The organism is Streptomyces sp. NPDC047042, assembly GCF_040644035.1.
Taxonomy (GTDB): Bacteria; Actinomycetota; Actinomycetes; order Streptomycetales; family Streptomycetaceae; genus Streptomyces.
Map to the genome: position 1 here is coordinate 359566 of NZ_JBEYVP010000002.1, position 21201 is coordinate 380766.

General features: G+C 65.6%; 34 protein-coding genes and 1 pseudogene. 33 read left to right on the top strand and 2 right to left on the bottom strand.

The window, feature by feature from the left end:
* Window positions 1–96: 96 nt before the first annotated feature.
* Genes ABZ855_RS03535 through ABZ855_RS03545 form a run of 3 tightly spaced genes read left to right on the top strand, consistent with a single transcriptional unit; the run spans window position 97 to window position 2003 of the window.
* The gene (locus ABZ855_RS03535) at window positions 97–945 is read left to right on the top strand and encodes a helix-turn-helix transcriptional regulator (RefSeq protein ID WP_360800304.1); all 849 of its coding nucleotides are present in this window, start codon (window positions 97–99) and stop codon (window positions 943–945) included.
* On the top strand, window positions 942–1142 hold the full coding sequence (locus ABZ855_RS03540; RefSeq protein ID WP_360800184.1) for a DUF397 domain-containing protein: 201 nt from the start codon (window positions 942–944) through the stop codon (window positions 1140–1142). Before ABZ855_RS03535 ends, ABZ855_RS03540 begins: the two co-directional genes overlap by 4 nt.
* Before the next feature lie 12 nt (window positions 1143–1154).
* The gene (locus tag ABZ855_RS03545; RefSeq protein ID WP_360800187.1) at window positions 1155–2003 is read left to right on the top strand and encodes a hypothetical protein; all 849 of its coding nucleotides are present in this window, start codon (window positions 1155–1157) and stop codon (window positions 2001–2003) included.
* A gap of 95 nt (window positions 2004–2098) precedes the next feature.
* Here the strand turns inward: ABZ855_RS03545 and ABZ855_RS03550 are convergent, their stop codons facing one another.
* Entirely contained in the window at window positions 2099–2995 is an 897-nt protein-coding gene (locus ABZ855_RS03550) for a hypothetical protein (protein ID WP_360800190.1), read from the bottom strand.
* Window positions 2996–3504: 509 nt separating this feature from the next.
* Here ABZ855_RS03550 and ABZ855_RS03555 point away from each other — a divergent pair.
* Complete coding sequence (locus ABZ855_RS03555) at window positions 3505–4329, top strand: hypothetical protein (protein ID WP_360800193.1); 825 nt, start codon at window positions 3505–3507, stop codon at window positions 4327–4329.
* 40 nt (window positions 4330–4369) lie between these two features.
* Here ABZ855_RS03555 and ABZ855_RS03560 read toward each other — a convergent pair whose 3' ends face one another.
* Window positions 4370–5071, bottom strand: coding sequence for a hypothetical protein (locus ABZ855_RS03560; RefSeq protein ID WP_360800196.1), 702 nt, complete (start codon window positions 5069–5071; stop codon window positions 4370–4372).
* Window positions 5072–5567: 496 nt separating this feature from the next.
* Between ABZ855_RS03560 and rpsJ the strand changes: the two genes are divergently transcribed.
* The 29 genes and pseudogenes from rpsJ to ABZ855_RS03705 all read left to right on the top strand — a co-directional run.
* Window positions 5568–5876, top strand: a complete 309-nt coding sequence (gene rpsJ / locus ABZ855_RS03565) for a 30S ribosomal protein S10 (RefSeq protein WP_003948644.1) — start codon at window positions 5568–5570, stop codon at window positions 5874–5876.
* Window positions 5877–5893: 17 nt separating this feature from the next.
* On the top strand, window positions 5894–6538 hold the full coding sequence (gene rplC, locus ABZ855_RS03570) for a 50S ribosomal protein L3 (RefSeq protein WP_360800199.1): 645 nt from the start codon (window positions 5894–5896) through the stop codon (window positions 6536–6538).
* 7 nt (window positions 6539–6545) lie between these two features.
* Window positions 6546–7202, top strand: a complete 657-nt coding sequence (gene rplD / locus ABZ855_RS03575; protein WP_360800202.1) for a 50S ribosomal protein L4 — start codon at window positions 6546–6548, stop codon at window positions 7200–7202.
* On the top strand, window positions 7202–7621 hold the full coding sequence (gene rplW, locus ABZ855_RS03580) for a 50S ribosomal protein L23 (RefSeq protein WP_319206656.1): 420 nt from the start codon (window positions 7202–7204) through the stop codon (window positions 7619–7621). Before rplD ends, rplW begins: the two co-directional genes overlap by 1 nt.
* Window positions 7622–7659: 38 nt before the next feature.
* Entirely contained in the window at window positions 7660–8496 is an 837-nt protein-coding gene (rplB, locus tag ABZ855_RS03585) for a 50S ribosomal protein L2 (RefSeq protein ID WP_006376052.1), read from the top strand.
* Window positions 8497–8508: 12 nt separating this feature from the next.
* A complete protein-coding gene (rpsS, locus tag ABZ855_RS03590) occupies window positions 8509–8790 on the top strand; it encodes a 30S ribosomal protein S19 (RefSeq protein WP_010986346.1) in 282 nt (93 codons plus the stop codon).
* A gap of 42 nt (window positions 8791–8832) precedes the next feature.
* A complete protein-coding gene (rplV, locus tag ABZ855_RS03595; RefSeq protein WP_319206659.1) occupies window positions 8833–9180 on the top strand; it encodes a 50S ribosomal protein L22 in 348 nt (115 codons plus the stop codon).
* Window positions 9180–10025, top strand: coding sequence for a 30S ribosomal protein S3 (gene rpsC / locus ABZ855_RS03600; RefSeq protein ID WP_319206660.1), 846 nt, complete (start codon window positions 9180–9182; stop codon window positions 10023–10025). Before rplV ends, rpsC begins: the two co-directional genes overlap by 1 nt.
* Window positions 10026–10030: 5 nt before the next feature.
* Window positions 10031–10450, top strand: a complete 420-nt coding sequence (gene rplP, locus ABZ855_RS03605) for a 50S ribosomal protein L16 (protein ID WP_319206662.1) — start codon at window positions 10031–10033, stop codon at window positions 10448–10450.
* On the top strand, window positions 10450–10674 hold the full coding sequence (gene rpmC / locus ABZ855_RS03610; protein ID WP_003998824.1) for a 50S ribosomal protein L29: 225 nt from the start codon (window positions 10450–10452) through the stop codon (window positions 10672–10674). Before rplP ends, rpmC begins: the two co-directional genes overlap by 1 nt.
* Window positions 10674–10961, top strand: a complete 288-nt coding sequence (gene rpsQ, locus ABZ855_RS03615; protein WP_360800210.1) for a 30S ribosomal protein S17 — start codon at window positions 10674–10676, stop codon at window positions 10959–10961. The genes rpmC and rpsQ overlap by 1 nt, the downstream gene beginning before the upstream one ends.
* A 112-nt stretch (window positions 10962–11073) precedes the next feature.
* Window positions 11074–11442 carry a 50S ribosomal protein L14 gene (gene rplN / locus ABZ855_RS03620; protein WP_006376015.1) on the top strand — a complete coding sequence of 123 codons (369 nt, stop codon included), beginning with the start codon at window positions 11074–11076 and terminating at the stop codon, window positions 11440–11442.
* A gap of 2 nt (window positions 11443–11444) precedes the next feature.
* On the top strand, window positions 11445–11768 hold the full coding sequence (gene rplX, locus ABZ855_RS03625) for a 50S ribosomal protein L24 (protein WP_052839850.1): 324 nt from the start codon (window positions 11445–11447) through the stop codon (window positions 11766–11768).
* Window positions 11768–12325, top strand: coding sequence for a 50S ribosomal protein L5 (gene rplE, locus ABZ855_RS03630; protein WP_319206666.1), 558 nt, complete (start codon window positions 11768–11770; stop codon window positions 12323–12325). Before rplX ends, rplE begins: the two co-directional genes overlap by 1 nt.
* 5 nt (window positions 12326–12330) lie before the next feature.
* Window positions 12331–12516 (top strand): type Z 30S ribosomal protein S14, encoded by a 186-nt coding sequence (locus ABZ855_RS03635; RefSeq protein WP_049567381.1) that lies wholly within the window; start codon window positions 12331–12333, stop codon window positions 12514–12516.
* A 215-nt stretch (window positions 12517–12731) separates the two neighbouring features.
* The gene (rpsH, locus tag ABZ855_RS03640; RefSeq protein ID WP_043443042.1) at window positions 12732–13130 is read left to right on the top strand and encodes a 30S ribosomal protein S8; all 399 of its coding nucleotides are present in this window, start codon (window positions 12732–12734) and stop codon (window positions 13128–13130) included.
* A gap of 24 nt (window positions 13131–13154) precedes the next feature.
* A complete protein-coding gene (rplF, locus tag ABZ855_RS03645) occupies window positions 13155–13694 on the top strand; it encodes a 50S ribosomal protein L6 (protein ID WP_360800216.1) in 540 nt (179 codons plus the stop codon).
* Between the two features lie 3 nt (window positions 13695–13697).
* Window positions 13698–14084, top strand: coding sequence for a 50S ribosomal protein L18 (rplR, locus tag ABZ855_RS03650; protein WP_319206671.1), 387 nt, complete (start codon window positions 13698–13700; stop codon window positions 14082–14084).
* A 70-nt stretch (window positions 14085–14154) separates the two neighbouring features.
* The gene (gene rpsE / locus ABZ855_RS03655) at window positions 14155–14760 is read left to right on the top strand and encodes a 30S ribosomal protein S5 (protein WP_006376045.1); all 606 of its coding nucleotides are present in this window, start codon (window positions 14155–14157) and stop codon (window positions 14758–14760) included.
* Window positions 14760–14942, top strand: a complete 183-nt coding sequence (rpmD, locus tag ABZ855_RS03660; protein WP_006376032.1) for a 50S ribosomal protein L30 — start codon at window positions 14760–14762, stop codon at window positions 14940–14942. The genes rpsE and rpmD overlap by 1 nt, the downstream gene beginning before the upstream one ends.
* A gap of 2 nt (window positions 14943–14944) precedes the next feature.
* On the top strand, window positions 14945–15400 hold the full coding sequence (gene rplO / locus ABZ855_RS03665; RefSeq protein WP_360800222.1) for a 50S ribosomal protein L15: 456 nt from the start codon (window positions 14945–14947) through the stop codon (window positions 15398–15400).
* 246 nt (window positions 15401–15646) lie between these two features.
* A complete protein-coding gene (gene secY / locus ABZ855_RS03670) occupies window positions 15647–16963 on the top strand; it encodes a preprotein translocase subunit SecY (protein ID WP_360800225.1) in 1317 nt (438 codons plus the stop codon).
* Window positions 16963–17625 (top strand): adenylate kinase, encoded by a 663-nt coding sequence (locus ABZ855_RS03675; RefSeq protein ID WP_360800228.1) that lies wholly within the window; start codon window positions 16963–16965, stop codon window positions 17623–17625. The genes secY and ABZ855_RS03675 overlap by 1 nt, the downstream gene beginning before the upstream one ends.
* 196 nt (window positions 17626–17821) lie before the next feature.
* A complete protein-coding gene (map, locus tag ABZ855_RS03680) occupies window positions 17822–18658 on the top strand; it encodes a type I methionyl aminopeptidase (protein ID WP_360800231.1) in 837 nt (278 codons plus the stop codon).
* A gap of 283 nt (window positions 18659–18941) precedes the next feature.
* A complete protein-coding gene (gene infA / locus ABZ855_RS03685; protein WP_003948620.1) occupies window positions 18942–19163 on the top strand; it encodes a translation initiation factor IF-1 in 222 nt (73 codons plus the stop codon).
* Between the two features lie 200 nt (window positions 19164–19363).
* On the top strand, window positions 19364–19477 hold the full coding sequence (gene rpmJ / locus ABZ855_RS03690) for a 50S ribosomal protein L36 (protein ID WP_003998809.1): 114 nt from the start codon (window positions 19364–19366) through the stop codon (window positions 19475–19477).
* Between the two features lie 194 nt (window positions 19478–19671).
* Window positions 19672–20052, top strand: a complete 381-nt coding sequence (rpsM, locus tag ABZ855_RS03695; protein ID WP_360800234.1) for a 30S ribosomal protein S13 — start codon at window positions 19672–19674, stop codon at window positions 20050–20052.
* Between the two features lie 69 nt (window positions 20053–20121).
* Window positions 20122–20526 carry a 30S ribosomal protein S11 gene (rpsK, locus tag ABZ855_RS03700; RefSeq protein WP_006376016.1) on the top strand — a complete coding sequence of 135 codons (405 nt, stop codon included), beginning with the start codon at window positions 20122–20124 and terminating at the stop codon, window positions 20524–20526.
* 268 nt (window positions 20527–20794) lie between these two features.
* Window positions 20795–21201: pseudogene (locus ABZ855_RS03705) on the top strand (DNA-directed RNA polymerase subunit alpha); the annotation flags it as partial.

Sequence of the window (21201 nt, forward strand, 5' to 3'; positions counted from 1 at the left end):
GCCGGTGCGTATCCGTGCTGTCCGGTTCTTGTCTCGCACTGTCTCGGCTGTCTCGGGTGACGTGCGGGTACGGGTGCGCGTTGGAGGTGGGTGGGCATGAGCAACGAAGGTATGGACGAGGCTGGCTGGGACATCGAGCCCGGAGACGACAGTGCGCCCTTGATGGAGGGGCTTGGGCGACTCGTCAAGTTCTGCCGGGAGCAGGCCGGGATGCGGGTGGCCGACTTCGCCCAAGCCATGGGGTACGGCGAGGACATGATCCGCAAGATCGAGCGTGGGGCACGGATTCCAAGGGTGGAGTTCCTGGATCATGCTGACGATGTTCTGAACGCGCACGGGCATCTGAGGTCCTTCAAGGAGGACGTGGAGAAGGCTCAGTACCCGAAGAAGGTGCGCGAGCTGAAGAAGATGGAGGACCGGGCCGTCGAGATGTTGCTGTACAGCAACCACAACATCCATGGCCTGTTGCAGACACGGGAGTTCGCGCAGGCGCTGCTCGGGACATGGCGGCCCAAGCTCTCGACGCAGGACCTGGATCGGGCGGTCGCTGGGCGCATGGCGCGGCAGACCGTGTTCCAGCGGGAGCCTGCTGCGGAGCTCAGTTTTGTCCAGGAACAGGTGACTCTCGAACGTCCCATCGGCGGGACAATGGTGCTGCGGCAACAGCTGGAACACCTGCTGGAGGTCGCCCAGTTGCCGAACGTCGAGTTCCAGGTGATGCCGACCGCACGTGCGGATCACCCGGGAACGGGCGGTCGCATCCAGGTGCTGAAATTCGGGGACGGTACGGGAGCGGGGCGCACCGACGACGAGTTCGGCGGACGGCCGGTCTCCAGCCCGAGGCAGCTCCAGATCCTCGAACTGCGGTATGGCATCATCCGAACTCAGGCGCTCTCCCCGGGGGAGTCGCTGGCCTTCATCGAGCAAGCGCTGGGAGCACTATGAGCGCCACGGAACTCAACTGGTTCAAGAGCAGCTACAGCGACAGCAGCAACCCCAGCGACTGCATCGAGATAGCCACCACCCCCACCCTCATCCACATCCGCGATTCCAAATCCCCCCAGGGCCCCCATCTCACCCTCGCCCCCACCGCCTGGGCCGAGTTCATCGATCACACCGCTGTACCCTTTCCGCTCCCATAGGACATCGGAGAGGTGTGCACGAACGCACGAATACGCAGCCGAAGACGGACCGCCGCCGCGATCGCGACAGCCGGAGTCCTCGCGCTCTCGGTGCTCAACGCGCCGGCCGCGCAGGCGAGGGACACGGGCATCGTGCTGTCGGGCCTGGTGATCAACAACGGCAAGCCGATCGTGGTCGGGAATTCGCGGGTGGTGGAACCGCCCACCCGCTTCAACATCGCACTGCCGGCCGGGTACAGCACGGACAACCCGTCCCGCTATGAGGCGCACCCCTTCCTCTACCGGGGAAACATCACGCACGCGGCCGACAGCGGAGACAACTACCTGGGGCCGGGCGGGTACATCTGTTACGAGCTCGACGCCCACAGGGCCCGTTGCGAGGGCGCGATGTACATCGACCCCCCGGCGCGTGACACGATCGCCGACAACAACGACGACGCCACCAAGTGGAAGACCGGGGTGGCCCTCCGTCTGTTCCCGGCCGGCGATGGACCTGTCATCGCCCAGGAGTACGAGACAAGGCCCGGCAGCGTCTCCCTGAGGCGGGCCGCGAAGGTCACCGTCGATGCCACGCCGGAGCCGGTGGCCAAGGGCAGGAAGATCACCGTCAAGGGCAAGCTCACCCGGGTGAACTGGACCACCGGCAGGACCGGCCCCTACGCCGGCAGCACGGTCAGTCTCCAGTTCCGCGCCAAGAACGCCACGACCTTCAAGACGCTCAAGAAGGTCACCACCAACAGCGCGGGTGCCCTTCGCACCACGGTCACGGCCTCCACGGACGGGTTCTTCCGGTGGGTGTTCCTCGGGAACACGACCACCGGGACCGCGACCAGCGGCCAGGACTACATCGACGTGCGCTGAACCAACGACCGACCAACTGGGTGCACCGTCTGTTGAAGCCGCGCCATGTGTGTGCGGCTCCGACAGACGGCGCGCTGCGGTCGGCGGGACTTCGGTTACTGGTCCGCGAAGAGGTCCGCAGCGGAAGTGGCGGTGAGGGCGCGGGTGAGCCAGGTGCGCAGTGTCTCAGTGTCGTCGCAGCTGGTGATCCGGTCACGGATCTCATCGGTCACGTCGACGCCGCGCTGCTCCAGGACGAGCAGTATGGCGGCGGCCTGGCCTTCGGCCTGGCCCTGTGCTCGGCCCTGTGCTCGGCCTTCGTCGCGGATCTCTTCCGCGATGTAGGACTTGTAGAAGGAGAGGTCCACGGCCACCAGTTTCCTCCAGTACTGCCTGGCCGGGCGGTCGCCCATGCCTTGTGCGATGAATTCGATGATCGGGTCGGCGATGTCCTCGGGCTCGCCCTGTAGGGCGGTGGACAGGGCTTTCAGTATGGCAAAGATGTCCGGATCGGTCGCGTGCGTGATGGCGGACAAGGTGGCCAGTGCCAGGTCGGCGCGGGCCTCGGCCGGGTCGGTGACGACGGGGATGTTGTGCGGTCCCACCACGAGGGGCGTGAGGGTGAGCGTGGGCAGTCCGGGCGGGCCGCTGGTCACCGGTTGCTGGGCCCATTTGGCCACGGCGTGGTCCTGGCACACGACCATGAGCGCGGTGGGCAGCTTGTACGTGGTCCACAAGTACGACGTGTAGTACGCCCAGCTCGCGGGCTTGGCGGGGTTCTTCGTCCGCTGGGACTCGATGGCGAGGAGGTAGGAGCCGTGTTCGGCGCTTTTCAGCCGTAGGAGGGTGTCCACGCGGCGTTCGACGGGGTCGGTTTCGGTGAGGTCGGTGGGCATGACGGTGACTTCCACCGGGGTGGGGAGGGAGAAGCCGAGCACTTCGGAGAGGCGGCTGAAGAGGCGTGGATCGTGCTGGAAGATGCGGTGCATCGCCTCGTGGGGCGCGCTGACCATAAGGGTTCCTGGGAGTGTGAGGTCGTACGAGCCATGCGTTGAGAAATTGCCTTTGGCATGTGCCGAGGTGGATCTGGCTGTGAGCGTAGGAGTCCAACAGGGGCTGGCAGCAGCCAAGTTGGTGATGTTCACCCTGACGGGTGGCGGACTCCGAGAGCCGGTCCGCCGTCGAGTTGACGGCCTTCGCCGCATCTGCCGGGCTTCGGACCGCGGAAGGCCCGCTCACAGTCGTCGCAGTTCTGGAGTGGATGCCGGACGGGCGGCGCATGCCCTTCGGCTGGAAGGTCGGAGGTGGCGGAGGCGAGGTGTGCGGAGCGGATCTCCTGCTCATGCCACTGAGCGACGCCGAGGCGCGGCGGACGGACAGACGAGCCGGGGGGCGTCCTCACGTATGCGCGGGCTCCTCCAGCAACAGGCGTACCAGCAAGTCGAGTTCCTCAGCTGCGAGGGAACTGCGGGATCTCGTACGCTTCCGGCGTTGATCGAGCAGCTACCGGAAGAAGGTGTGCATGAACGCAGGTATACGGGGCCGAAGACGTACCGCCGCCGTGATCGCGACAGCCGGAGTCCTCGCGCTCTCGGTGCTCAACGCCCCGGCAGCGCAGGCCAAGGACACGGGCATCGTTGTGTCGAACCTGGTCATCAACAACGGCAAGCCGGTTGTAGTCGGTACGTCGCGGGTGGTGGAACCGTCGTTCACCTTCGATATCGCCCTGCCTCCGGGGTACGACACGAACCACCCGCTCAACTATGACGCGCAGCCCTTCCTGTACCGGCGAAGCGTCATGTCTCCCGAGATAGAGCTGGGCGTCAGAACCTGCTACGAAGTCACTCTCAAGAAGGCCCATTGCGAGGGCACGCTGTTCATCGACCCCGATCCTTCGCAGGGGCAGATCGTCTCCAACAGCGACGCCATCAAGTGGAAGATCGGCGTGGCGCTCGCGCTGTTCAAGGGCAACGGCGAACTCGTCGCCCAGGAGTTCGAGACAAGGCCCGGAGGTGTCTCCCTCAGGCGTGCCGCGAAGCTCAGCGTCGCCGACGCCACCCCCGAGCCTGTCGCCAAGGGCAAGAAGATCACGCTCAACAGCATGCTCACCCGGGCGAACTGGACCACCCACAAGAACGGCCCCTACGCCGGCAGCGCCGTGAGACTCCAGTTCCGCGCCAAGGGTGCCACCACGTTCAAGACGCTCAAGTGGGTCACCACCAACAGCGCGGGTGCCCTTCGCACCACGGTCACGGCCTCCACGGACGGGTTCTTCCGGTGGGTGTTCCTCGGGAACACGACCACCGGGACCGCGACCAGCGGCCAGGACTACATCGACGTGCGCTGATCGTCGTACGACGTCAGCAGGGGCTTATGGGGACACACAGTCAGTGCGTGAGTCGTGGTCCCAGCAGGGGGAGCAGCCGTTCCCGTAGGAGTCCTCGGGCCGGGTCCCAGGACATCCACAGGAGTTTGTGGCGGGTGCCGTCCGTCATGACCACCTCCAGACCGGAGGTGGTCACCCCGCCGTGCAGGCGGGCTGTGGCAATCCTCGAGAACGGGATCAGTTTGTTCGTGGGGTGAGCGGCCAGGACCGTCGTCGGGTCGTGGGCAATGAGTCGGTAAGGTTCCCGGGCCGTCAGGCCGGAGCCGTGGGCGTTGGCCACCGTCTGTATGAAGCCGCTGCGGATGCGCAGCAGCCCCTCGGGGAGCAGCCACAGTTCGCCGTGGATCCAGTCCAGCCAGCCGGTCGTGCAGGTACTGGTCAGCAGGCGGGCCTGCACCAGGCGTACGCGGGAGGCGCGGGCCACCGACTCCGTCAGCAGCGTGCTCCACGCGTCGAGGGACGAGACCCGGTGGCCTTCCCCGACGGAGTCGGCCTGTCCCAGGAAGAGGACATGCGCCCGGCCGGCCCCGAACAGCTGGACGACGAGCTGGACCTGCCAGGACGGAGAGGTGATCCGTAGGTCCAGTGCGGCCAGGTCCGCCGACCACAGGCCGTCCGCGACCTGTAGGCCCTCCGCCCGCCAGGCGCGTATGTGGGATTCCAGGCGGATCGCGGCGGTGTTCAGGTCCATGTCATGCGTCACGTCAGAATCATGGTCGATGCGCCGGCCGGGGGACATGCCTGGCTTCGGTTTGACCTTCGTCACCCTGCGGGTATTCTCTCCGGCTCGATTGGCGGAGCCCCTGCCCCGTATGGCAGACTGTCGGAGTTGCTCGGTCGAGTGTTGATGCTGCGCGCCTCCCGCCGGGAGGACCGAAAGCGAGTCCCACAGTACTCGTCGCCCTATCTGCCGTAAGGCAGCGCTGGGGCGGACGTACGGGAATCTTTCGGGAAGTGTCAGTGCGGCGCCGGCCAGGCACCCGGTGGGTCCGCGTCAGGAACGTCTGGCGCAGTCGCCCTCGGCCTGCGGTTCCGGAAGGGCCGTGTTGTGTCACCCCGTGCAGGGACGTCTCGGATGGGACATCCATGTCGGTGAGAGCGCGACACACCCGACCGCGTGGGTCGGAGAAGCAGGGCGGCGAAGCAGTACGGGACACCGGGTTCCAGAGCGTACGAAGAGACAGGACTACTGAGTAGCCATGGCGGGACAGAAGATCCGCATCCGGCTCAAGGCCTACGACCACGAGGTCATCGACTCCTCGGCGAAGAAGATCGTCGAGACGGTGACGCGCACTGGTGCGTCGGTCGCGGGCCCGGTGCCGCTGCCCACTGAGAAGAACGTGTACTGCGTCATCAAGTCGCCGCACAAGTACAAGGACTCGCGCGAGCACTTCGAGATGCGCACGCACAAGCGCCTGATCGACATCCTCGACCCGACGCCCAAGACCGTTGACTCTCTGATGCGACTCGACCTCCCGGCCGGTGTCGACATCGAGATCAAGCTCTAGGGGACGGTGATCTGAGAATGGCTAAGCAGATCAAGGGCATCCTGGGCGAGAAGCTCGGCATGACGCAGGTGTGGGACGAGAACAACCGTGTTGTTCCGGTCACCGTCGTCAAGGCCGGCCCGAACGTCGTGACCCAGGTCCGTACGAATGACTCCGACGGCTACGAGTCGGTCCAGATCGCCTTCGGCGAGATCGACCCTCGCAAGGTGAACAAGCCCCTCAAGGGTCACTTCGCCAAGGCTGACGTCACCCCCCGCCGCCACCTCGTCGAGATCCGTACCGCTGACGCCGGCGAGTACACCCTCGGCCAGGAGATCACCGCCGAGACCTTCGAGGCCGGCGTCAAGGTGGACGTGACCGGCAAGAGCAAGGGCAAGGGCTTCGCCGGTGTCATGAAGCGTCACAACTTCAAGGGCCTCGGCGCCGGCCACGGTGTCCAGCGCAAGCACCGCTCCCCCGGCTCGATCGGTGGCTGCGCCACCCCCGGCCGTGTGTTCAAGGGCGTCCGCATGGCGGGCCGCATGGGCAACGAGCGGGTCACCACCCAGAACCTGACCGTCCACGCCGTTGACGCGGAGAAGGGTCTGCTGCTCATCAAGGGCGCTATCCCTGGTCCGAACGGCGGCCTCGTCCTGGTCCGCACCGCGGCCAAGGGGGCCTGAGGTACCGATGAGCACTGTTGACATCCTTTCGCCCGCTGGCGAGAAGACCGGTAGCGTCGAGCTCCCCGCGGAGATCTTCGACGTAGAGAAGATCAGCGTCCCGCTGCTTCACCAGGTCGTCGTCGCACAGCTGGCCGCTGCCCGTCAGGGCACGCACAAGACCAAGACCCGCGCCGAGGTCCGTGGTGGTGGCCGCAAGCCGTACCGCCAGAAGGGCACCGGCCGCGCGCGCCAGGGTTCGACCCGCGCCCCGCAGTTCGCCGGTGGTGGCGTCGTGCACGGTCCCGTGCCGCGTGACTACTCGCAGCGGACCCCGAAGAAGATGAAGGCCGCGGCCCTGCGCCACGCCCTCACCGACCGGGCCCGCAACGCTCGCATCCACGTCGTCACCGGCGTGATCGAGGGCGAGACCCCCTCCACCAAGGCCGCGAAGAGCCTGCTCGCCAAGATCAGTGAGCGCAAGAACGTGCTGCTGGTCATCGAGCGCTCCGACGAGGCCGGGCTGCTCTCCGCCCGCAACCTGCCCCAGGTGCACATCCTGGAGCCGGGCCAGCTGAACACGTACGACGTTCTCGTCTCGGACGACGTGGTCTTCACCCAGGCCGCTTTCGAGTCCTTCGTGTCCGGCCCCAAGGCCACTGACACCGAAGGGAGCGAGGTCTGATGGCCATCCGTCACCCCGCCATTGCCTCCAAGGCGGCCAAGGCCGCCAAGGCCGCGCGCGTCGCCAAGGCGAAGCGCCACGAGGCCGAGGGCAAGAACACTGTCGTCACGCCGGCCAGCAAGTCGTACACGGACCCCCGTGACGTCCTGCTGAAGCCCGTCGTGTCCGAGAAGAGCTACGCGCTCATCGACGAGAACAAGTACACGTTCATCGTCGCGCCCGGCAGCAACAAGACCCAGATCAAGCAGGCCGTCCAGGCGGTCTTCTCGGTCAAGGTCACCGGGGTCAACACGATCAACCGCATCGGCAAGCGCAAGCGCACCAAGAGCGGTTTCGGTAAGCGCGCTGACACCAAGCGCGCGATCGTGACCCTCGCCGAGGGCGACCGTATCGACATCTTCGGCGGTCCGGCCGCGTAAGCGGGTCGGATCGTCCGATATCGGACGAGGACTGAGAAATGGGAATCCGCAAGTACAAGCCGACTACGCCGGGCCGCCGTGGCTCCAGCGTCGCCGACTTCGTCGAGGTCACGCGGTCCACGCCGGAGAAGTCGCTGGTTCGCCCCCTGCACAGCAAGGGCGGCCGTAACAATTCCGGTCGTGTGACCGTTCGCCACCAGGGTGGCGGACACAAGCGCGCCTACCGCGTGATCGACTTCCGTCGTCACGACAAGGACGGCGTGCCGGCGAAGGTCGCGCACATCGAGTACGACCCCAACCGCACCGCGCGCATCGCGCTGCTGCACTACGCGGACGGCGAGAAGCGCTACATCCTCGCCCCCCGCAACCTGTCGCAGGGTGACCGCGTCGAGAACGGTCCCGGGGCCGACATCAAGCCGGGCAACAACCTGGCGCTCCGCAACATCCCGGTCGGTACCACGATCCACGCGATCGAGATCCGTCCCGGTGGCGGCGCCAAGTTCGCCCGCTCCGCCGGTGCCTCGGTGCAGCTGCTGGCGAAGGAGGGCACGATGGCCCACCTTCGTATGCCCTCCGGTGAGATCCGCCTGGTCGACCAGCGCTGCCGCGCCACGGTCGGCGAGGTCGGCAACGCCGAGCAGAGCAACATCAACTGGGGCAAGGCCGGCCGCAAGCGCTGGCTGGGCGTCCGCCCGACCGTCCGCGGTGTGGCGATGAACCCGGTTGACCACCCGCACGGTGGTGGTGAAGGCAAGACCTCCGGTGGTCGTCACCCGGTCTCGCCGTGGGGTCAGAAGGAGGGTCGTACTCGTTCGCCGAAGAAGGCTTCGAACAAGTACATCGTCCGCCGCCGCAAGACGAACAAGAAGCGCTAGGAGCGGGTTTAGATGCCGCGCAGTCTCAAGAAGGGGCCCTTCGTCGACGACCACCTGATCAAGAAGGTGGACGCCCAGAACGAAGCCGGTTCCAAGAACGTCATCAAGACCTGGTCCCGTCGCTCGATGATCATCCCGGCCATGCTCGGCCACACGATCGCGGTGCACAACGGCAAGACCCACATTCCGGTGTTTGTCACCGAGTCGATGGTCGGCCACAAGCTCGGCGAGTTCTCGCCGACGCGCACCTTCCGGGGTCACGTCAAGGACGACCGGAAGTCGAAGCGCCGCTAACGCGGGGTGGAATCGACCATGACAGACACTGGAAGGACAACCATGGAAGCCAGGGCCCAGGCGCGGTACATCCGCGTTACGCCCATGAAGGCCCGCCGCGTGGTGGACCTTATCCGTGGCATGGATGCCACGGAGGCTCAGGCGGTCCTGCGTTTCGCCCCGCAGGCCGCGAGCGTGCCGGTCGGCAAGGTGCTTGACAGCGCCATTGCCAACGCCGCGCACAACTACGACCACACCGACGCCGACAGCCTCTTCATCTCCGAGGCGTTCGTCGACGAGGGCCCGACCCTGAAGCGGTTCCGTCCGCGTGCCCAGGGCCGCGCCTACCGGATCCGCAAGCGGACCAGCCACATCACCGTGGTCGTCAGCAGCAAGGAAGGTTCCCGGTAATGGGCCAGAAGGTAAACCCGCACGGGTTCCGACTCGGCATCACCACCGACTTCAAGTCGCGTTGGTACGCCGACAAGCTGTACAAGGACTACGTCGGAGAAGACGTCGCCATCCGTCGGATGATGACGTCCGGCATGGAGCGCGCCGGTATCTCGAAGGTTGAGATCGAGCGCACCCGCGACCGCGTCCGCGTCGACATCCACACCGCGCGTCCGGGCATCGTCATCGGCCGCCGCGGCGCCGAGGCCGACCGTATTCGTGGCGACCTGGAGAAGCTGACCAAGAAGCAGGTCCAGCTCAACATCCTCGAGGTCAAGAACCCGGAGACGGACGCTCAGCTGGTGGCCCAGGCCGTCGCCGAGCAGCTCTCCTCCCGCGTCTCCTTCCGTCGGGCCATGCGCAAGAGCATGCAGTCCGCCATGAAGGCCGGCGCCAAGGGCATCAAGATCCAGTGCGGTGGCCGTCTCGGCGGCGCCGAGATGTCCCGCTCGGAGTTCTACCGCGAGGGCCGTGTGCCCCTGCACACGCTCCGCGCGAACGTCGACTACGGCTTCTTCGAGGCCAAGACGACCTTCGGCCGTATCGGTGTGAAGGTCTGGATCTACAAGGGCGACGTCAAGAACATCGCCGAGGTCCGCGCCGAGAACGCCGCTGCCCGTGCGGGTAACCGCCCGGCCCGTGGTGGTGCCGGTGGCGGCAGCGACCGTCCGGCCCGTGGTGGTGGCCGTGGTGGCGAGCGTGGCGGCCGCGGCCGCAAGCCGCAGCAGGCTCCCGCTGCCGAGGCCCCCAAGGCCGAGGCCCCGGCGGCTGCCGCTCCGGCTGAGAGCACCGGAACGGAGGCCTGACCGAAATGCTGATCCCCCGTAGGGTCAAGCACCGCAAGCAGCACCACCCGAAGCGTCGTGGCATGTCCAAGGGTGGTACGACGGTCGCGTTCGGCGAGTACGGCATTCAGGCCGTCACGCCGGCGTACGTGACCAACCGCCAGATCGAGGCGGCCCGTATCGCGATGACCCGCCACATCAAGCGTGGCGGCAAGGTCTGGATCAACATCTACCCGGACCGCCCCCTCACCAAGAAGCCTGCCGAGACCCGCATGGGTTCCGGTAAGGGTTCCCCCGAGTGGTGGATCGCGAACGTGCACCCCGGTCGGGTCATGTTCGAGCTGTCCTACCCCAACGAGAAGATCGCCCGTGAGGCCCTCACTCGCGCAGCCCACAAGCTGCCGATGAAGTGCCGGATCGTCAAGCGCGAGGCAGGTGAAGCGTGATGTCGGCCGGTACCAAGGCGTCCGAGCTGCGCGAACTGGGTGACGAGGAGCTTCTCGCGAAGCTCCGCGAAGCCAAGGAAGAGCTGTTCAACCTCCGCTTCCAGGCGGCGACCGGTCAGCTCGAGAACCACGGTCGGCTCAAGGCCGTCCGCAAGGACATCGCGCGGATCTACACCCTGATGCGTGAGCGCGAGCTGGGCATCGAGACGGTGGAGAGCGCCTGATGAGCGAGAGCAACGTGACTGAGCAGAGCACCGAAGCCCGCGGCTTCCGCAAGACCCGTGAGGGTCTCGTCGTCAGCGACAAGATGGACAAGACCGTCGTCGTCGCCGTCGAGGACCGCGTGAAGCACGCGCTGTACGGCAAGGTCATCCGCCGTACGAGCAAGCTCAAGGCTCACGACGAGCAGAACGCCGCCGGCGTCGGCGACCGCGTCCTCCTCATGGAGACCCGGCCGCTGTCCGCCACGAAGCGGTGGCGCATCGTCGAGATCCTCGAGAAGGCCAAGTAATACCTCCTGCGGGCATCCCCGCAGGACAGTTCCGCCAGGCTCGGTGGGGGCCTCGTACTCGTCAGAGATATGAGTCCCCCGCCGGGAACCGGCAGACAATCAGGAGATAGACGTGATCCAGCAGGAGTCGCGACTGCGTGTCGCCGACAACACTGGTGCGAAGGAGATCCTTTGCATCCGTGTCCTCGGTGGCTCCGGTCGCCGCTACGCGGGCATCGGTGACGTCATCGTCGCCACCGTCAAGGACGCGATCCCCGGCGGCAACGTGAAGAAGGGTGACGTCATCAAGGCGGTCATCGTTCGCACCGTCAAGGAGCGCCGCCGTCCGGACGGCTCGTACATCCGCTTCGACGAGAACGCCGCTGTCGTTCTGAAGAACGACGGCGACCCTCGTGGCACCCGTATCTTCGGCCCGGTCGGCCGGGAGCTGCGCGAGAAGAAGTTCATGAAGATCATCTCGCTCGCGCCGGAGGTGCTGTAAGCATGAAGATCAAGAAGGGCGACCTGGTTCAGGTCATCACCGGTAAGGACAAGGGCAAGCAGGGCAAGGTCATCGCGGCCTTCCCCCGCGAGGACCGCGTCCTGGTCGAGGGTGTCAACCGGGTCAAGAAGCACACCAAGGCCGGCCCGACCGCTCGCGGTTCGCAGGCCGGCGGCATCGTCACGACCGAGGCGCCCGTCCACGTCTCCAACGTCCAGCTGGTCGTTGAGAAGGACGGCAACAAGGTCGTCACGCGTGTCGGTTACCGCTTCGACGACGAGGGCAACAAGATCCGCGTTGCCAAGCGGACGGGTGAGGACATCTGATGGCTACCACCACCACTCCGCGTCTCAAGACGAAGTACCGCGAGGACATCGCGGGCAAGCTGCGTGAGGAGTTCTCCTACGAGAACGTCATGCAGATCCCCGGCCTCGTCAAGATCGTGGTCAACATGGGTGTGGGCGACGCCGCCCGCGACTCCAAGCTGATCGAGGGCGCCATCCGCGACCTCACCACGATCACCGGGCAGAAGCCGGCCGTCACCAAGGCCCGCAAGTCCATCGCGCAGTTCAAGCTGCGTGAGGGCCAGCCGATCGGTGCCCACGTCACGCTCCGTGGCGACCGCATGTGGGAGTTCCTGGACCGCACCCTGTCGCTCGCGCTGCCGCGCATCCGCGACTTCCGTGGTCTGTCCCCCAAGCAGTTCGACGGCCGTGGCAACTACACCTTCGGTCTCACCGAGCAGGTCATGTTCCACGAGATCGACCAGGACAAGATCGACCGTACCCGGGGCATGGACATCACCGTGGTGACCACGGCGACCAACGACGCTGAGGGCCGCGCGCTCCTTCGTCACCTCGGCTTCCCCTTCAAGGAGGCGTGAGCGAGATGGCGAAGAAGGCTCTGATTGCCAAGGCTGCTCGTAAGCCCAAGTTCGCGGTGCGTGGCTACACCCGCTGCCAGCGGTGCGGCCGTCCGCACTCCGTGTACCGCAAGTTCGGCCTGTGCCGCGTGTGCCTCCGTGAGATGGCTCACCGTGGCGAGCTGCCGGGCGTGACCAAGAGCTCCTGGTAATCCCGTTTTCTAGGGATTCCCGAAGCTCTCGGTAAGCAATGGGTTGGTCAGGTGCCCACCCCTCCATGGCTTAGGCTGGGAGGGTTGGGCGCTTGACGCCCGTACGACTTACTACGCCGTAGGTCCCCCGCACCGCACCCGTCCCGCCACTGAGTGAGTGGGGAGAGGGATGGCGCATCCAGGAAACCCCGGCGAGAGAGGCCGAAGGCCAATTCATGACCATGACTGATCCGATCGCGGACATGCTGACTCGTCTGCGTAACGCGAACTCGGCGTACCACGACAGCGTGGGTATGCCGCACAGCAAGATCAAGTCGCACATCGCGGAGATCCTCCAGCAGGAGGGCTTCATCACGGGCTGGAAGGTCGAGGACGCCGAGGTCGGCAAGAACCTCGTTCTCGAGCTGAAGTTCGGCCCGAACCGTGAGCGCTCCATCGCGGGCATCAAGCGGATCTCCAAGCCCGGTCTCCGGGTGTACGCGAAGTCCACCAACCTGCCGAAGGTGCTCGGCGGCCTGGGCGTGGCGATCATCTCCACGTCGCACGGTCTCCTCACCGACAAGCAGGCCGGCAAGAAGGGCGTAGGCGGAGAAGTTCTCGCCTACGTCTGGTAGCGGAAGGGAACGGAGGAAACAGCTATGTCGCGTATTGGCAAGCTCCCCATCACGGTTCCCGCCGGCGTGGACGTCACCATCGACGGCCGTACGGTTTCGGTGAAGGGCCCCAAGGGCTCTCTCTCCCACACCGTCGCTGCGCCGATCGACATCGCCAAGGGTGAGGACGGCGTTCTCAACGTCACCCGCCCCAACGACGAGCGTCAGAACAAGGCCCTGCACGGCCTGTCCCGCACGCTGGTGGCGAACATGATCACCGGCGTGACCGAGGGTTACGTGAAGAAGCTCGAGATCAGCGGTGTCGGTTACCGCGTGGCGGCGAAGGGCACGAGCCTCGAGTTCGCGCTCGGCTACAGCCACTCGATCACCGTCGAGGCGCCCGAGGGCATCTCGTTCAAGGTCGAGAACCCGACCCGCTTCTCTGTCGAGGGAATCGACAAGCAGAAGGTCGGCGAGGTTGCGGCCAACATCCGCAAGCTGCGCAAGCCCGACCCGTACAAGGCCAAGGGTGTCAAGTACGAGGGCGAAGTCATCCGCCGCAAGGTCGGAAAGGCGGGTAAGTAAGCCATGGCATACGGTACGAAGATCGCTAAGGGCGACGCTTACAAGCGTGCTGCCATCAAGCGGCGTCACATCCGCATCCGTAAGAAGGTCAACGGAACGGCTGAGCGTCCCCGCCTGGTTGTGACCCGCTCGAACCGCCACATCGTGGCCCAGGTCATCGACGACATCCAGGGTCACACCCTGGCGTCGGCGTCGACCCTGGACGCTTCGATCCGCGGTGCCGAGGGCGATGACAAGTCGGCGCAGGCCGGCAAGGTCGGCGCACTGGTCGCCGAGCGTGCCAAGGCCGCAGGTGTCGAGGCCGTCGTGTTCGACCGTGGTGGCAGCCGGTACGCCGGTCGCATCGCCGCCCTGGCCGACGCCGCCCGCGAAGCCGGGCTCAAGTTCTGAGCCGCCCGTCGCGCTTGCGGCCTTGTGCCGCGGCGCAGCGTAGCTAGCGGAAAAAGAGAGAGGTAATCCAATGGCTGGACCCCAGCGCCGCGGAAGCGGTGCCGGTGGCGGCGAGCGGCGGGACCGGAAGGGCCGTGACGGCGGCGCTGCTGCCGCCGAGAAGACCGCGTACGTTGAGCGCGTTGTCGCGATCAACCGCGTCGCCAAGGTTGTGAAGGGTGGTCGTCGCTTCAGCTTCACCGCGCTGGTCGTGGTGGGCGATGGCGATGGCACCGTAGGTGTCGGTTACGGCAAGGCCAAGGAGGTGCCGGCCGCGATCGCCAAGGGTGTGGAAGAGGCCAAGAAGCACTTCTTCAAGGTCCCCCGTATCCAGGGCACCATCCCGCACCCGATCACGGGCGAGAAGGCCGCGGGCGTCGTCCTGCTCAAGCCTGCCTCCCCCGGTACCGGCGTTATCGCCGGTGGCCCGGTGCGTGCTGTCCTGGAGTGCGCCGGCGTTCACGACATCCTGTCGAAGTCGCTCGGCTCGTCCAACGCGATCAACATCGTGCACGCGACCGTGGCGGCCCTCAAGGGCCTGCAGCGTCCCGAGGAGATCGCGGCTCGCCGTGGTCTGCCCCTCGAGGACGTCGCCCCCGCGGCTCTGCTCCGTGCGCGTGCGGGAGCGGGTGCGTAATGGCTCGCCTCAAGGTCACGCAGACGAAGTCGTACATCGGCAGCAAGCAGAACCACCGTGACACTCTGCGGTCCCTTGGTCTCAAGGGGATCAACACCGTGGTCGTCAAGGAGGACCGCCCCGAGTTCCGCGGAATGGTGCACACCGTCCGCCACCTCGTGACGGTTGAGGAGGTCGACTGATCATGGCGGAGAACAACCCGCTCAAGATCCACAACCTCCGTCCCGCCCCGGGCGCCAAGACCGCCAAGACCCGTGTGGGTCGTGGTGAGGCGTCGAAGGGTAAGACGGCTGGTCGTGGTACCAAGGGCACCAAGGCCCGTTACCAGGTTCCGGAGCGCTTCGAGGGTGGGCAGATGCCCCTCCACATGCGTCTCCCGAAGCTCAAGGGCTTCAAGAACCCGTTCAAGACCGAGTACCAGGTCGTGAACCTCGACAAGCTGGGCGCGCTGTACCCGGAGGGTGGCGAGGTCACCGTCGAGGGTCTCGTCGCCAAGGGTGCCGTTCGCAAGAACAGCCTCGTCAAGGTCCTCGGCCAGGGCGAGCTCTCCGTGGCGCTGCAGGTGACGGTCGACGCCGTCTCCGGCTCCGCCAAGGAGAAGATCACCGCCGCCGGCGGTACCGTCACCGAGCTCGTCTGAACACCACAGGCGTCTCGATGACTTGAGCGATCCCTGCCGGGGATACCCCACAAATGGGGTATCCCCGGTTGGTCGTTCCTAGGGAGGCATGGTCGCCGGTAAGGTGGCCAGGCACTGTCAACCTGAGTCCGGTGTGCTGATGAGGAACTCCGGACCCCTCTTGGCTGTTAGTTATCTGTCAACGTATTCGTCGAACCTCAAGACCGTCACCTCTGACGCAGTAGCGCGGGGGTCGCAGGAGGCACCGTGCTTACCGCGTTCGCCCGGGCGTTCAAGACGCCCGACCTGCGCAAGAAGCTGCTCTTCACGCTCGGCATCATCGTGGTTTATCGGGTGGGTACGCACATCCCGATCCCCGGTGTCGACTATCAGAACGTCCAGACGTGCATCGACGTCGCGAAGGGCGGAAGCCAGGGCCTGTTCGGTCTGGTGAACATGTTCAGCGGCGGGGCGCTGCTGCAGATCACGATCTTCGCGCTGGGCATCATGCCGTACATCACGGCGAGCATCATCCTGCAGCTGCTGACGGTGGTGATCCCGCGTCTGGAAGCCCTCAAGAAGGAGGGCCAGGCGGGCACAGCGAAGATCACGCAGTACACCCGTTACCTGACAGTGGCTCTCGCCATCCTCCAGGGCACCGGTCTGGTCGCCACCGCGCGCAGCGGTGCGCTCTTCAGCGGTTGCCAGGTCGCCAGCGAGATCGTCCCGGACCAGTCGATCTTCGTGACCATCACCATGGTCATCACCATGACCGCCGGTACGGCCGTCGTCATGTGGCTCGGTGAGCTCATCACCGACCGCGGTATCGGCAACGGCATGTCCATCCTGATGTTCATCTCGATCGCGGCCACCTTCCCGTCCGCGCTGTGGGCCATCAAGACCCAGGGCGACCTGGCGGACGGCTGGATCGAGTTCGGTACGGTCATCGCGGTCGGCCTCGTCATGGTCGCGCTGGTGGTCTTCGTCGAGCAGGCGCAGCGCCGTATCCCGGTCCAGTACGCGAAGCGCATGATCGGCCGCCGCTCCTACGGCGGTACGTCGACGTACATTCCGCTCAAGGTCAACCAGGCCGGCATCATCCCTGTGATCTTTGCCTCCTCGCTGCTCTACATTCCGGCGCTGATCGCGCAGTTCTCCGGCGGAAACTCCGGCTGGAAGACGTGGATCGAGCAGAACCTGACCAAGGGTGACCACCCGATTTACATCACCACCTACTTCTTGCTGATCGTTTTCTTCGCCTTCTTCTATGTCGCCATCTCCTTCAACCCCGAAGAAGTAGCCGACAACATGAAGAAGTATGGTGGCTTCATCCCGGGCATCCGGGCTGGTCGGCCGACCGCTGAGTATCTGAGCTACGTACTCAACCGGATCACCTGGCCGGGTTCGCTGTACCTGGGTCTGATCGCTCTCGTACCGACGATGGCGTTGGTAGGTTTCGGGGCAAACCAGAACTTCCCGTTCGGCGGGACCAGCATCCTCATCATCGTGGGTGTCGGTCTTGAGACCGTGAAGCAGATTGAGAGCCAGCTCCAGCAGCGCAATTACGAAGGGTTCCTCCGCTGATGCGAATCGTCCTCGTCGGGCCGCCTGGTGCCGGGAAGGGAACGCAGGCCGCGTTCCTGGCAAAGAATCTGTCGATCCCGCACATCTCCACGGGCGACCTCTTCCGGGCCAACATCAGCAAGCAGACGGAACTCGGGAAACTCGCGAAGTCCTACATGGACGCGGGCAACCTGGTGCCGGACGAGGTCACGATCGCGATGGCCAAGGACCGCATGGAGCAGTCCGACGCGGTGAACGGCTTTCTGCTCGACGGCTTCCCGCGGAACGTCTCGCAGGCCGAGGCGCTGGACGAGATGCTCAAGGCCGAGTCCATGAAGCTGGACGCGGTCCTCGACCTGGAGGTCCCCGAGGACGAGGTGGTCAAGCGCATCGCCGGCCGCCGCATCTGCCGTAACGACTCGGCGCACGTCTTCCACGTGACGTACCAGGCGCCGAAGGCCGAGGGTGTCTGTGACACCTGCGGCGGCGAGCTGTACCAGCGGGACGACGACTCCGAGGAGACGGTCCGCAAGCGGCTGGAGGTCTACCACACCCAGACCGAGCCGATCATCGACTACTACAAGGCCCAGGGCCTCGTGGTGACGATCTCGGCGCTCGGCAAGGTGGAGGACGTCACCGGCAAGGCGATGGCCGCGCTGAAGGGCGAGGGCGAGGGCGAGTAGTCCTTCCGGGTCCTTCTGGGTCCTTGTGGGTCCTCTCGGTCCCTCCTGGTCTCTTCTGTTTGTACGTCGGACAGCCGCGGTTTCCCGTCAGGGGACCGCGGCTGCTGCGTGTGCGCCGGGCCCCGTATCGTTGACCCGTTACCCGCGTTCAGCCAGTCCGGTCGGTCCGGTCGGTCCACGAAAGGCCGTAGTCCCCATGGTGCAGATCAAGACCCCCGAGCAGATCGCCAAGATGCGTGAGGCGGGGCTTGTCGTCGCCGCCATCCACGCGGCCACCCGTGAGGCGGCCGTGCCGGGCGCGAGTACGAACGATCTGGACCAGGTCGCGCGGAAGGTGCTCGCGGAGCACAACGCGAAGCCGAACTTCCTCGGGTACGGCGGCTTCCCGGCCACCATCTGCACCTCCGTCAACGAGGTCGTCGTCCATGGCATCCCGTCCGACGAGGTCGTGCTGAAGGACGGGGACATCATCTCCATCGACTGCGGCGCGATCGTCGACGGCTGGCACGGGGACGCGGCGTACACGGCGTTCGTGGGGTCCGGGCACGCGCCCGAGATGATCGAGCTGTCGCGGGTGACGGAGGAGTCGATGTGGGCCGGGATCGCCGCGATGAAGCTGGGGAACCGGCTGGTCGATGTCTCGCGGGCGATCGAGACGTACATCCGGCGCCAGCCCAAGGCGGGGGGCGGGCGGTACGGGATCATCGAGGACTACGGCGGGCATGGCATCGGGACCGAGATGCACATGGATCCGCATCTGCTGAACTATGTCGAGCGCAGGCGGGGGAAGGGGCCGAAGCTGGTTCCCGGGTTCTGTCTGGCGATCGAGCCGATGGTGTCTCTGGGTACGCCGAAGACCGAGGTTCTTGCTGATGACTGGACGGTCATCACCACGGATGGGACATGGTCGTCGCACTGGGAGCATTCTGTGGCGTTGACGGAGGATGGGCCGTTGGTGCTTACGTCTCCCGACGGGGGTAGGGCGAAGCTGGCGGAGCTTGGGGTTACCGCGGCGCCGGATCCGCTGGCGTAGGGCGTTTTCTCGCCCCCGCCGCCCCTACCCGTCCCATCCCGTTCCTGGGGGCTGCCGCCCCCAGACCCCCGCTTCGGCCTGGACGGCCTCGTCCTCAAACGCCGGACGGGCTGATGGTCGCCCGGGTTAAGGATCAGCTCTGTGGGGCATTCTTTCTCGATTCGTCTTTCCGGGTGTGCTGTCGTAGACTGACTCGTCGGCTCTCGTGCACCCGCATGTCCGCATGCGTCCCTCTGGGGAACGCAAGGGAGTCGATCAAGGTAGTCGATTCGAAGGGCGAAGCGTGGCCAAGAAGCAAGGTGCCATCGAGATCGAGGGCACTGTCGTCGAGTCTCTTCCGAACGCCATGTTCAAGGTTGAGCTCCAGAACGGCCACCAGGTCCTGGCACACATCAGCGGCAAGATGCGTATGCACTACATCCGCATCCTCCCTGACGACCGGGTCGTGGTGGAGCTGTCTCCGTACGACCTGACTCGTGGCCGGATCGTCTACCGGTACAAGTGAGCTTGGGCGAGTCCCGTACTTGCCTCGGCGGCCGGGAGGGTCGTCGCCGGACAGGTCTCACCTGTCAAACTCTCCGGAGCGATCCAGGGGAGAGTCTTTCTGATCAGTCGGGAAGAGAACTCCAACGATACAAGTAGATCTTTATTCTCGCCCTCCGTCTGCACCTGGCGTGGGGGCACTGACCCGGAGAACCTCACCCCATGAAGGTCAAGCCGAGCGTCAAGAAGATCTGCGACAAGTGCAGGGTGATCCGCCGTCACGGTCGGGTCATGGTCATCTGCGAGAACCCGCGCCACAAGCAGCGCCAGGGCTGACGCACGACCCCCTTCTGCACCCGCAGAACTTCGCGCGACGCGAGCAGTAGTACATGTTCATACGCAGAGCCCAGGTCTGGAGTTCCCGAGGACCTGATACCCCCGGTCGGAGGCCGGGGACCCAGTTCGTACCTAGTACGGCGGCTGGGAAATGGCTTTGTGGAAGACCTCCGAACGACAACTGGAGCCATTGAATGGCACGCGTTTCCGGTGTTGACATCCCGCGCGATAAGCGTGTGGAGGTCGCCCTCACCTACGTGTTCGGCATTGGCCGGACCCTCTCCCAGCTGACGCTGGCGGAGACTGGCGTGGACCCGAACACCCGTGTTCGGGACCTCTCCGAGGAGCAGCTCGTCGCGATCCGCGAGTACGTGGACGCCAACATCAAGACCGAGGGTGACCTCCGTCGCGAGATCCAGGGCGACATTCGCCGCAAGATCGAGATCGGCTGCTACCAGGGTATTCGCCACCGCCGTGGCCTGCCCGTCCACGGTCAGCGCACCAGCACGAACGCTCGTACCCGCAAGGGCCCGCGTCGCGCCATCGCCGGCAAGAAGAAGCCGGGCAAGAAGTAGTCCTCAGCGGACAACGCTTCATCAGCGGTCTTCGCTGTAGGACCGACCACCTCCCCGTAGGAGAAGTAGATGCCCCCCAAGGGTCGTCAGGGCGCTGCCAAGAAGGTGCGCCGCAAGGAAAAGAAGAACGTCGCTCACGGGCACGCTCACATCAAGAGCACGTTCAACAACACGATCGTCTCGATCACGGACCCCGCGGGCAACGTGATCTCCTGGGCCTCCGCCGGCCACGTCGGCTTCAAGGGCTCGCGCAAGTCCACCCCCTTCGCCGCGCAGATGGCCGCCGAGTCGGCCGCCCGCCGCGCGCAGGAGCACGGCATGCGCAAGGTTGACGTCTTCGTCAAGGGCCCGGGTTCGGGTCGCGAGACGGCCATCCGTTCGCTGCAGGCGACCGGTCTTGAGGTCGGCTCCATCCAGGACGTCACCCCCACCCCGCACAACGGTTGCCGTCCGCCCAAGCGCCGTCGCGTCTGACGCACCGGTTCAGGTTGGCTCGGCTGCTGTCGGCTGGGGGTGTGGGGGTCGTCCCCCACATGGTCGCAGCACGGTTGCCGTCCGCCCAAGCGCCGTCGCGTCTGACGCACGGTTCGCCGGTGCGTCTGATCTGCTGATCTGACGTTCGGGTTTCGCTTGGCGGTTTGAGGTTTTCGGGCGGTATGGCTCTTCGGGGCCGTATCGCCCGTACCCTTGTAGTACTAGTCGGGCATCAAATAGCGGGTGCCCATGACTGAAGGATCACAGCATGCTGATTGCTCAGCGTCCCTCGTTGACCGAAGAGGTCGTCGACGAGTTCCGCTCCCGGTTCGTCATCGAGCCGCTGGAGCCGGGCTTCGGCTACACCCTCGGTAACTCGCTCCGCCGGACCCTTCTCTCGTCGATCCCGGGTGCGGCTGTCACCAGCATCCGTATCGACGGCGTTCTGCACGAGTTCACCACCGTGCCGGGTGTCAAGGAAGACGTCACCGACCTCATCCTCAACATCAAGCAGCTCGTCGTCAGCAGTGAGCATGACGAGCCTGTCGTGATGTACCTGCGCAAGCAGGGTCCGGGTCTGGTCACCGCCGCCGACATCGCGCCGCCGGCCGGTGTCGAGGTGCACAACCCCGACCTCGTCCTCGCCACGCTCAACGGCAAGGGCAAGCTGGAGAT

Coding starts and splice junctions, on each gene's coding strand:
- ABZ855_RS03535 (WP_360800304.1), top strand. CDS start 97: ATGAGCAACGAAGGTATGGACGAGGCTGGCTGGGACATCGAGCCCGGA.
- ABZ855_RS03540 (WP_360800184.1), top strand. CDS start 942: ATGAGCGCCACGGAACTCAACTGGTTCAAGAGCAGCTACAGCGACAGC.
- ABZ855_RS03550 (WP_360800190.1), bottom strand. CDS start 2,995: ATGGTCAGCGCGCCCCACGAGGCGATGCACCGCATCTTCCAGCACGAT.
- ABZ855_RS03555 (WP_360800193.1), top strand. CDS start 3,505: ATGAACGCAGGTATACGGGGCCGAAGACGTACCGCCGCCGTGATCGCG.
- rpsJ (WP_003948644.1), top strand. CDS start 5,568: ATGGCGGGACAGAAGATCCGCATCCGGCTCAAGGCCTACGACCACGAG.
- rplC (WP_360800199.1), top strand. CDS start 5,894: ATGGCTAAGCAGATCAAGGGCATCCTGGGCGAGAAGCTCGGCATGACG.
- rplD (WP_360800202.1), top strand. CDS start 6,546: ATGAGCACTGTTGACATCCTTTCGCCCGCTGGCGAGAAGACCGGTAGC.
- rplW (WP_319206656.1), top strand. CDS start 7,202: ATGGCCATCCGTCACCCCGCCATTGCCTCCAAGGCGGCCAAGGCCGCC.
- rplB (WP_006376052.1), top strand. CDS start 7,660: ATGGGAATCCGCAAGTACAAGCCGACTACGCCGGGCCGCCGTGGCTCC.
- rpsS (WP_010986346.1), top strand. CDS start 8,509: ATGCCGCGCAGTCTCAAGAAGGGGCCCTTCGTCGACGACCACCTGATC.
- rplV (WP_319206659.1), top strand. CDS start 8,833: ATGGAAGCCAGGGCCCAGGCGCGGTACATCCGCGTTACGCCCATGAAG.
- rpsC (WP_319206660.1), top strand. CDS start 9,180: ATGGGCCAGAAGGTAAACCCGCACGGGTTCCGACTCGGCATCACCACC.
- rplP (WP_319206662.1), top strand. CDS start 10,031: ATGCTGATCCCCCGTAGGGTCAAGCACCGCAAGCAGCACCACCCGAAG.
- rpmC (WP_003998824.1), top strand. CDS start 10,450: ATGTCGGCCGGTACCAAGGCGTCCGAGCTGCGCGAACTGGGTGACGAG.
- rpsQ (WP_360800210.1), top strand. CDS start 10,674: ATGAGCGAGAGCAACGTGACTGAGCAGAGCACCGAAGCCCGCGGCTTC.
- rplX (WP_052839850.1), top strand. CDS start 11,445: ATGAAGATCAAGAAGGGCGACCTGGTTCAGGTCATCACCGGTAAGGAC.
- rplE (WP_319206666.1), top strand. CDS start 11,768: ATGGCTACCACCACCACTCCGCGTCTCAAGACGAAGTACCGCGAGGAC.
- ABZ855_RS03635 (WP_049567381.1), top strand. CDS start 12,331: ATGGCGAAGAAGGCTCTGATTGCCAAGGCTGCTCGTAAGCCCAAGTTC.
- rpsH (WP_043443042.1), top strand. CDS start 12,732: ATGACCATGACTGATCCGATCGCGGACATGCTGACTCGTCTGCGTAAC.
- rplF (WP_360800216.1), top strand. CDS start 13,155: ATGTCGCGTATTGGCAAGCTCCCCATCACGGTTCCCGCCGGCGTGGAC.
- rplR (WP_319206671.1), top strand. CDS start 13,698: ATGGCATACGGTACGAAGATCGCTAAGGGCGACGCTTACAAGCGTGCT.
- rpsE (WP_006376045.1), top strand. CDS start 14,155: ATGGCTGGACCCCAGCGCCGCGGAAGCGGTGCCGGTGGCGGCGAGCGG.
- rpmD (WP_006376032.1), top strand. CDS start 14,760: ATGGCTCGCCTCAAGGTCACGCAGACGAAGTCGTACATCGGCAGCAAG.
- rplO (WP_360800222.1), top strand. CDS start 14,945: ATGGCGGAGAACAACCCGCTCAAGATCCACAACCTCCGTCCCGCCCCG.
- ABZ855_RS03675 (WP_360800228.1), top strand. CDS start 16,963: ATGCGAATCGTCCTCGTCGGGCCGCCTGGTGCCGGGAAGGGAACGCAG.
- map (WP_360800231.1), top strand. CDS start 17,822: ATGGTGCAGATCAAGACCCCCGAGCAGATCGCCAAGATGCGTGAGGCG.
- rpmJ (WP_003998809.1), top strand. CDS start 19,364: ATGAAGGTCAAGCCGAGCGTCAAGAAGATCTGCGACAAGTGCAGGGTG.
- rpsM (WP_360800234.1), top strand. CDS start 19,672: ATGGCACGCGTTTCCGGTGTTGACATCCCGCGCGATAAGCGTGTGGAG.
- rpsK (WP_006376016.1), top strand. CDS start 20,122: ATGCCCCCCAAGGGTCGTCAGGGCGCTGCCAAGAAGGTGCGCCGCAAG.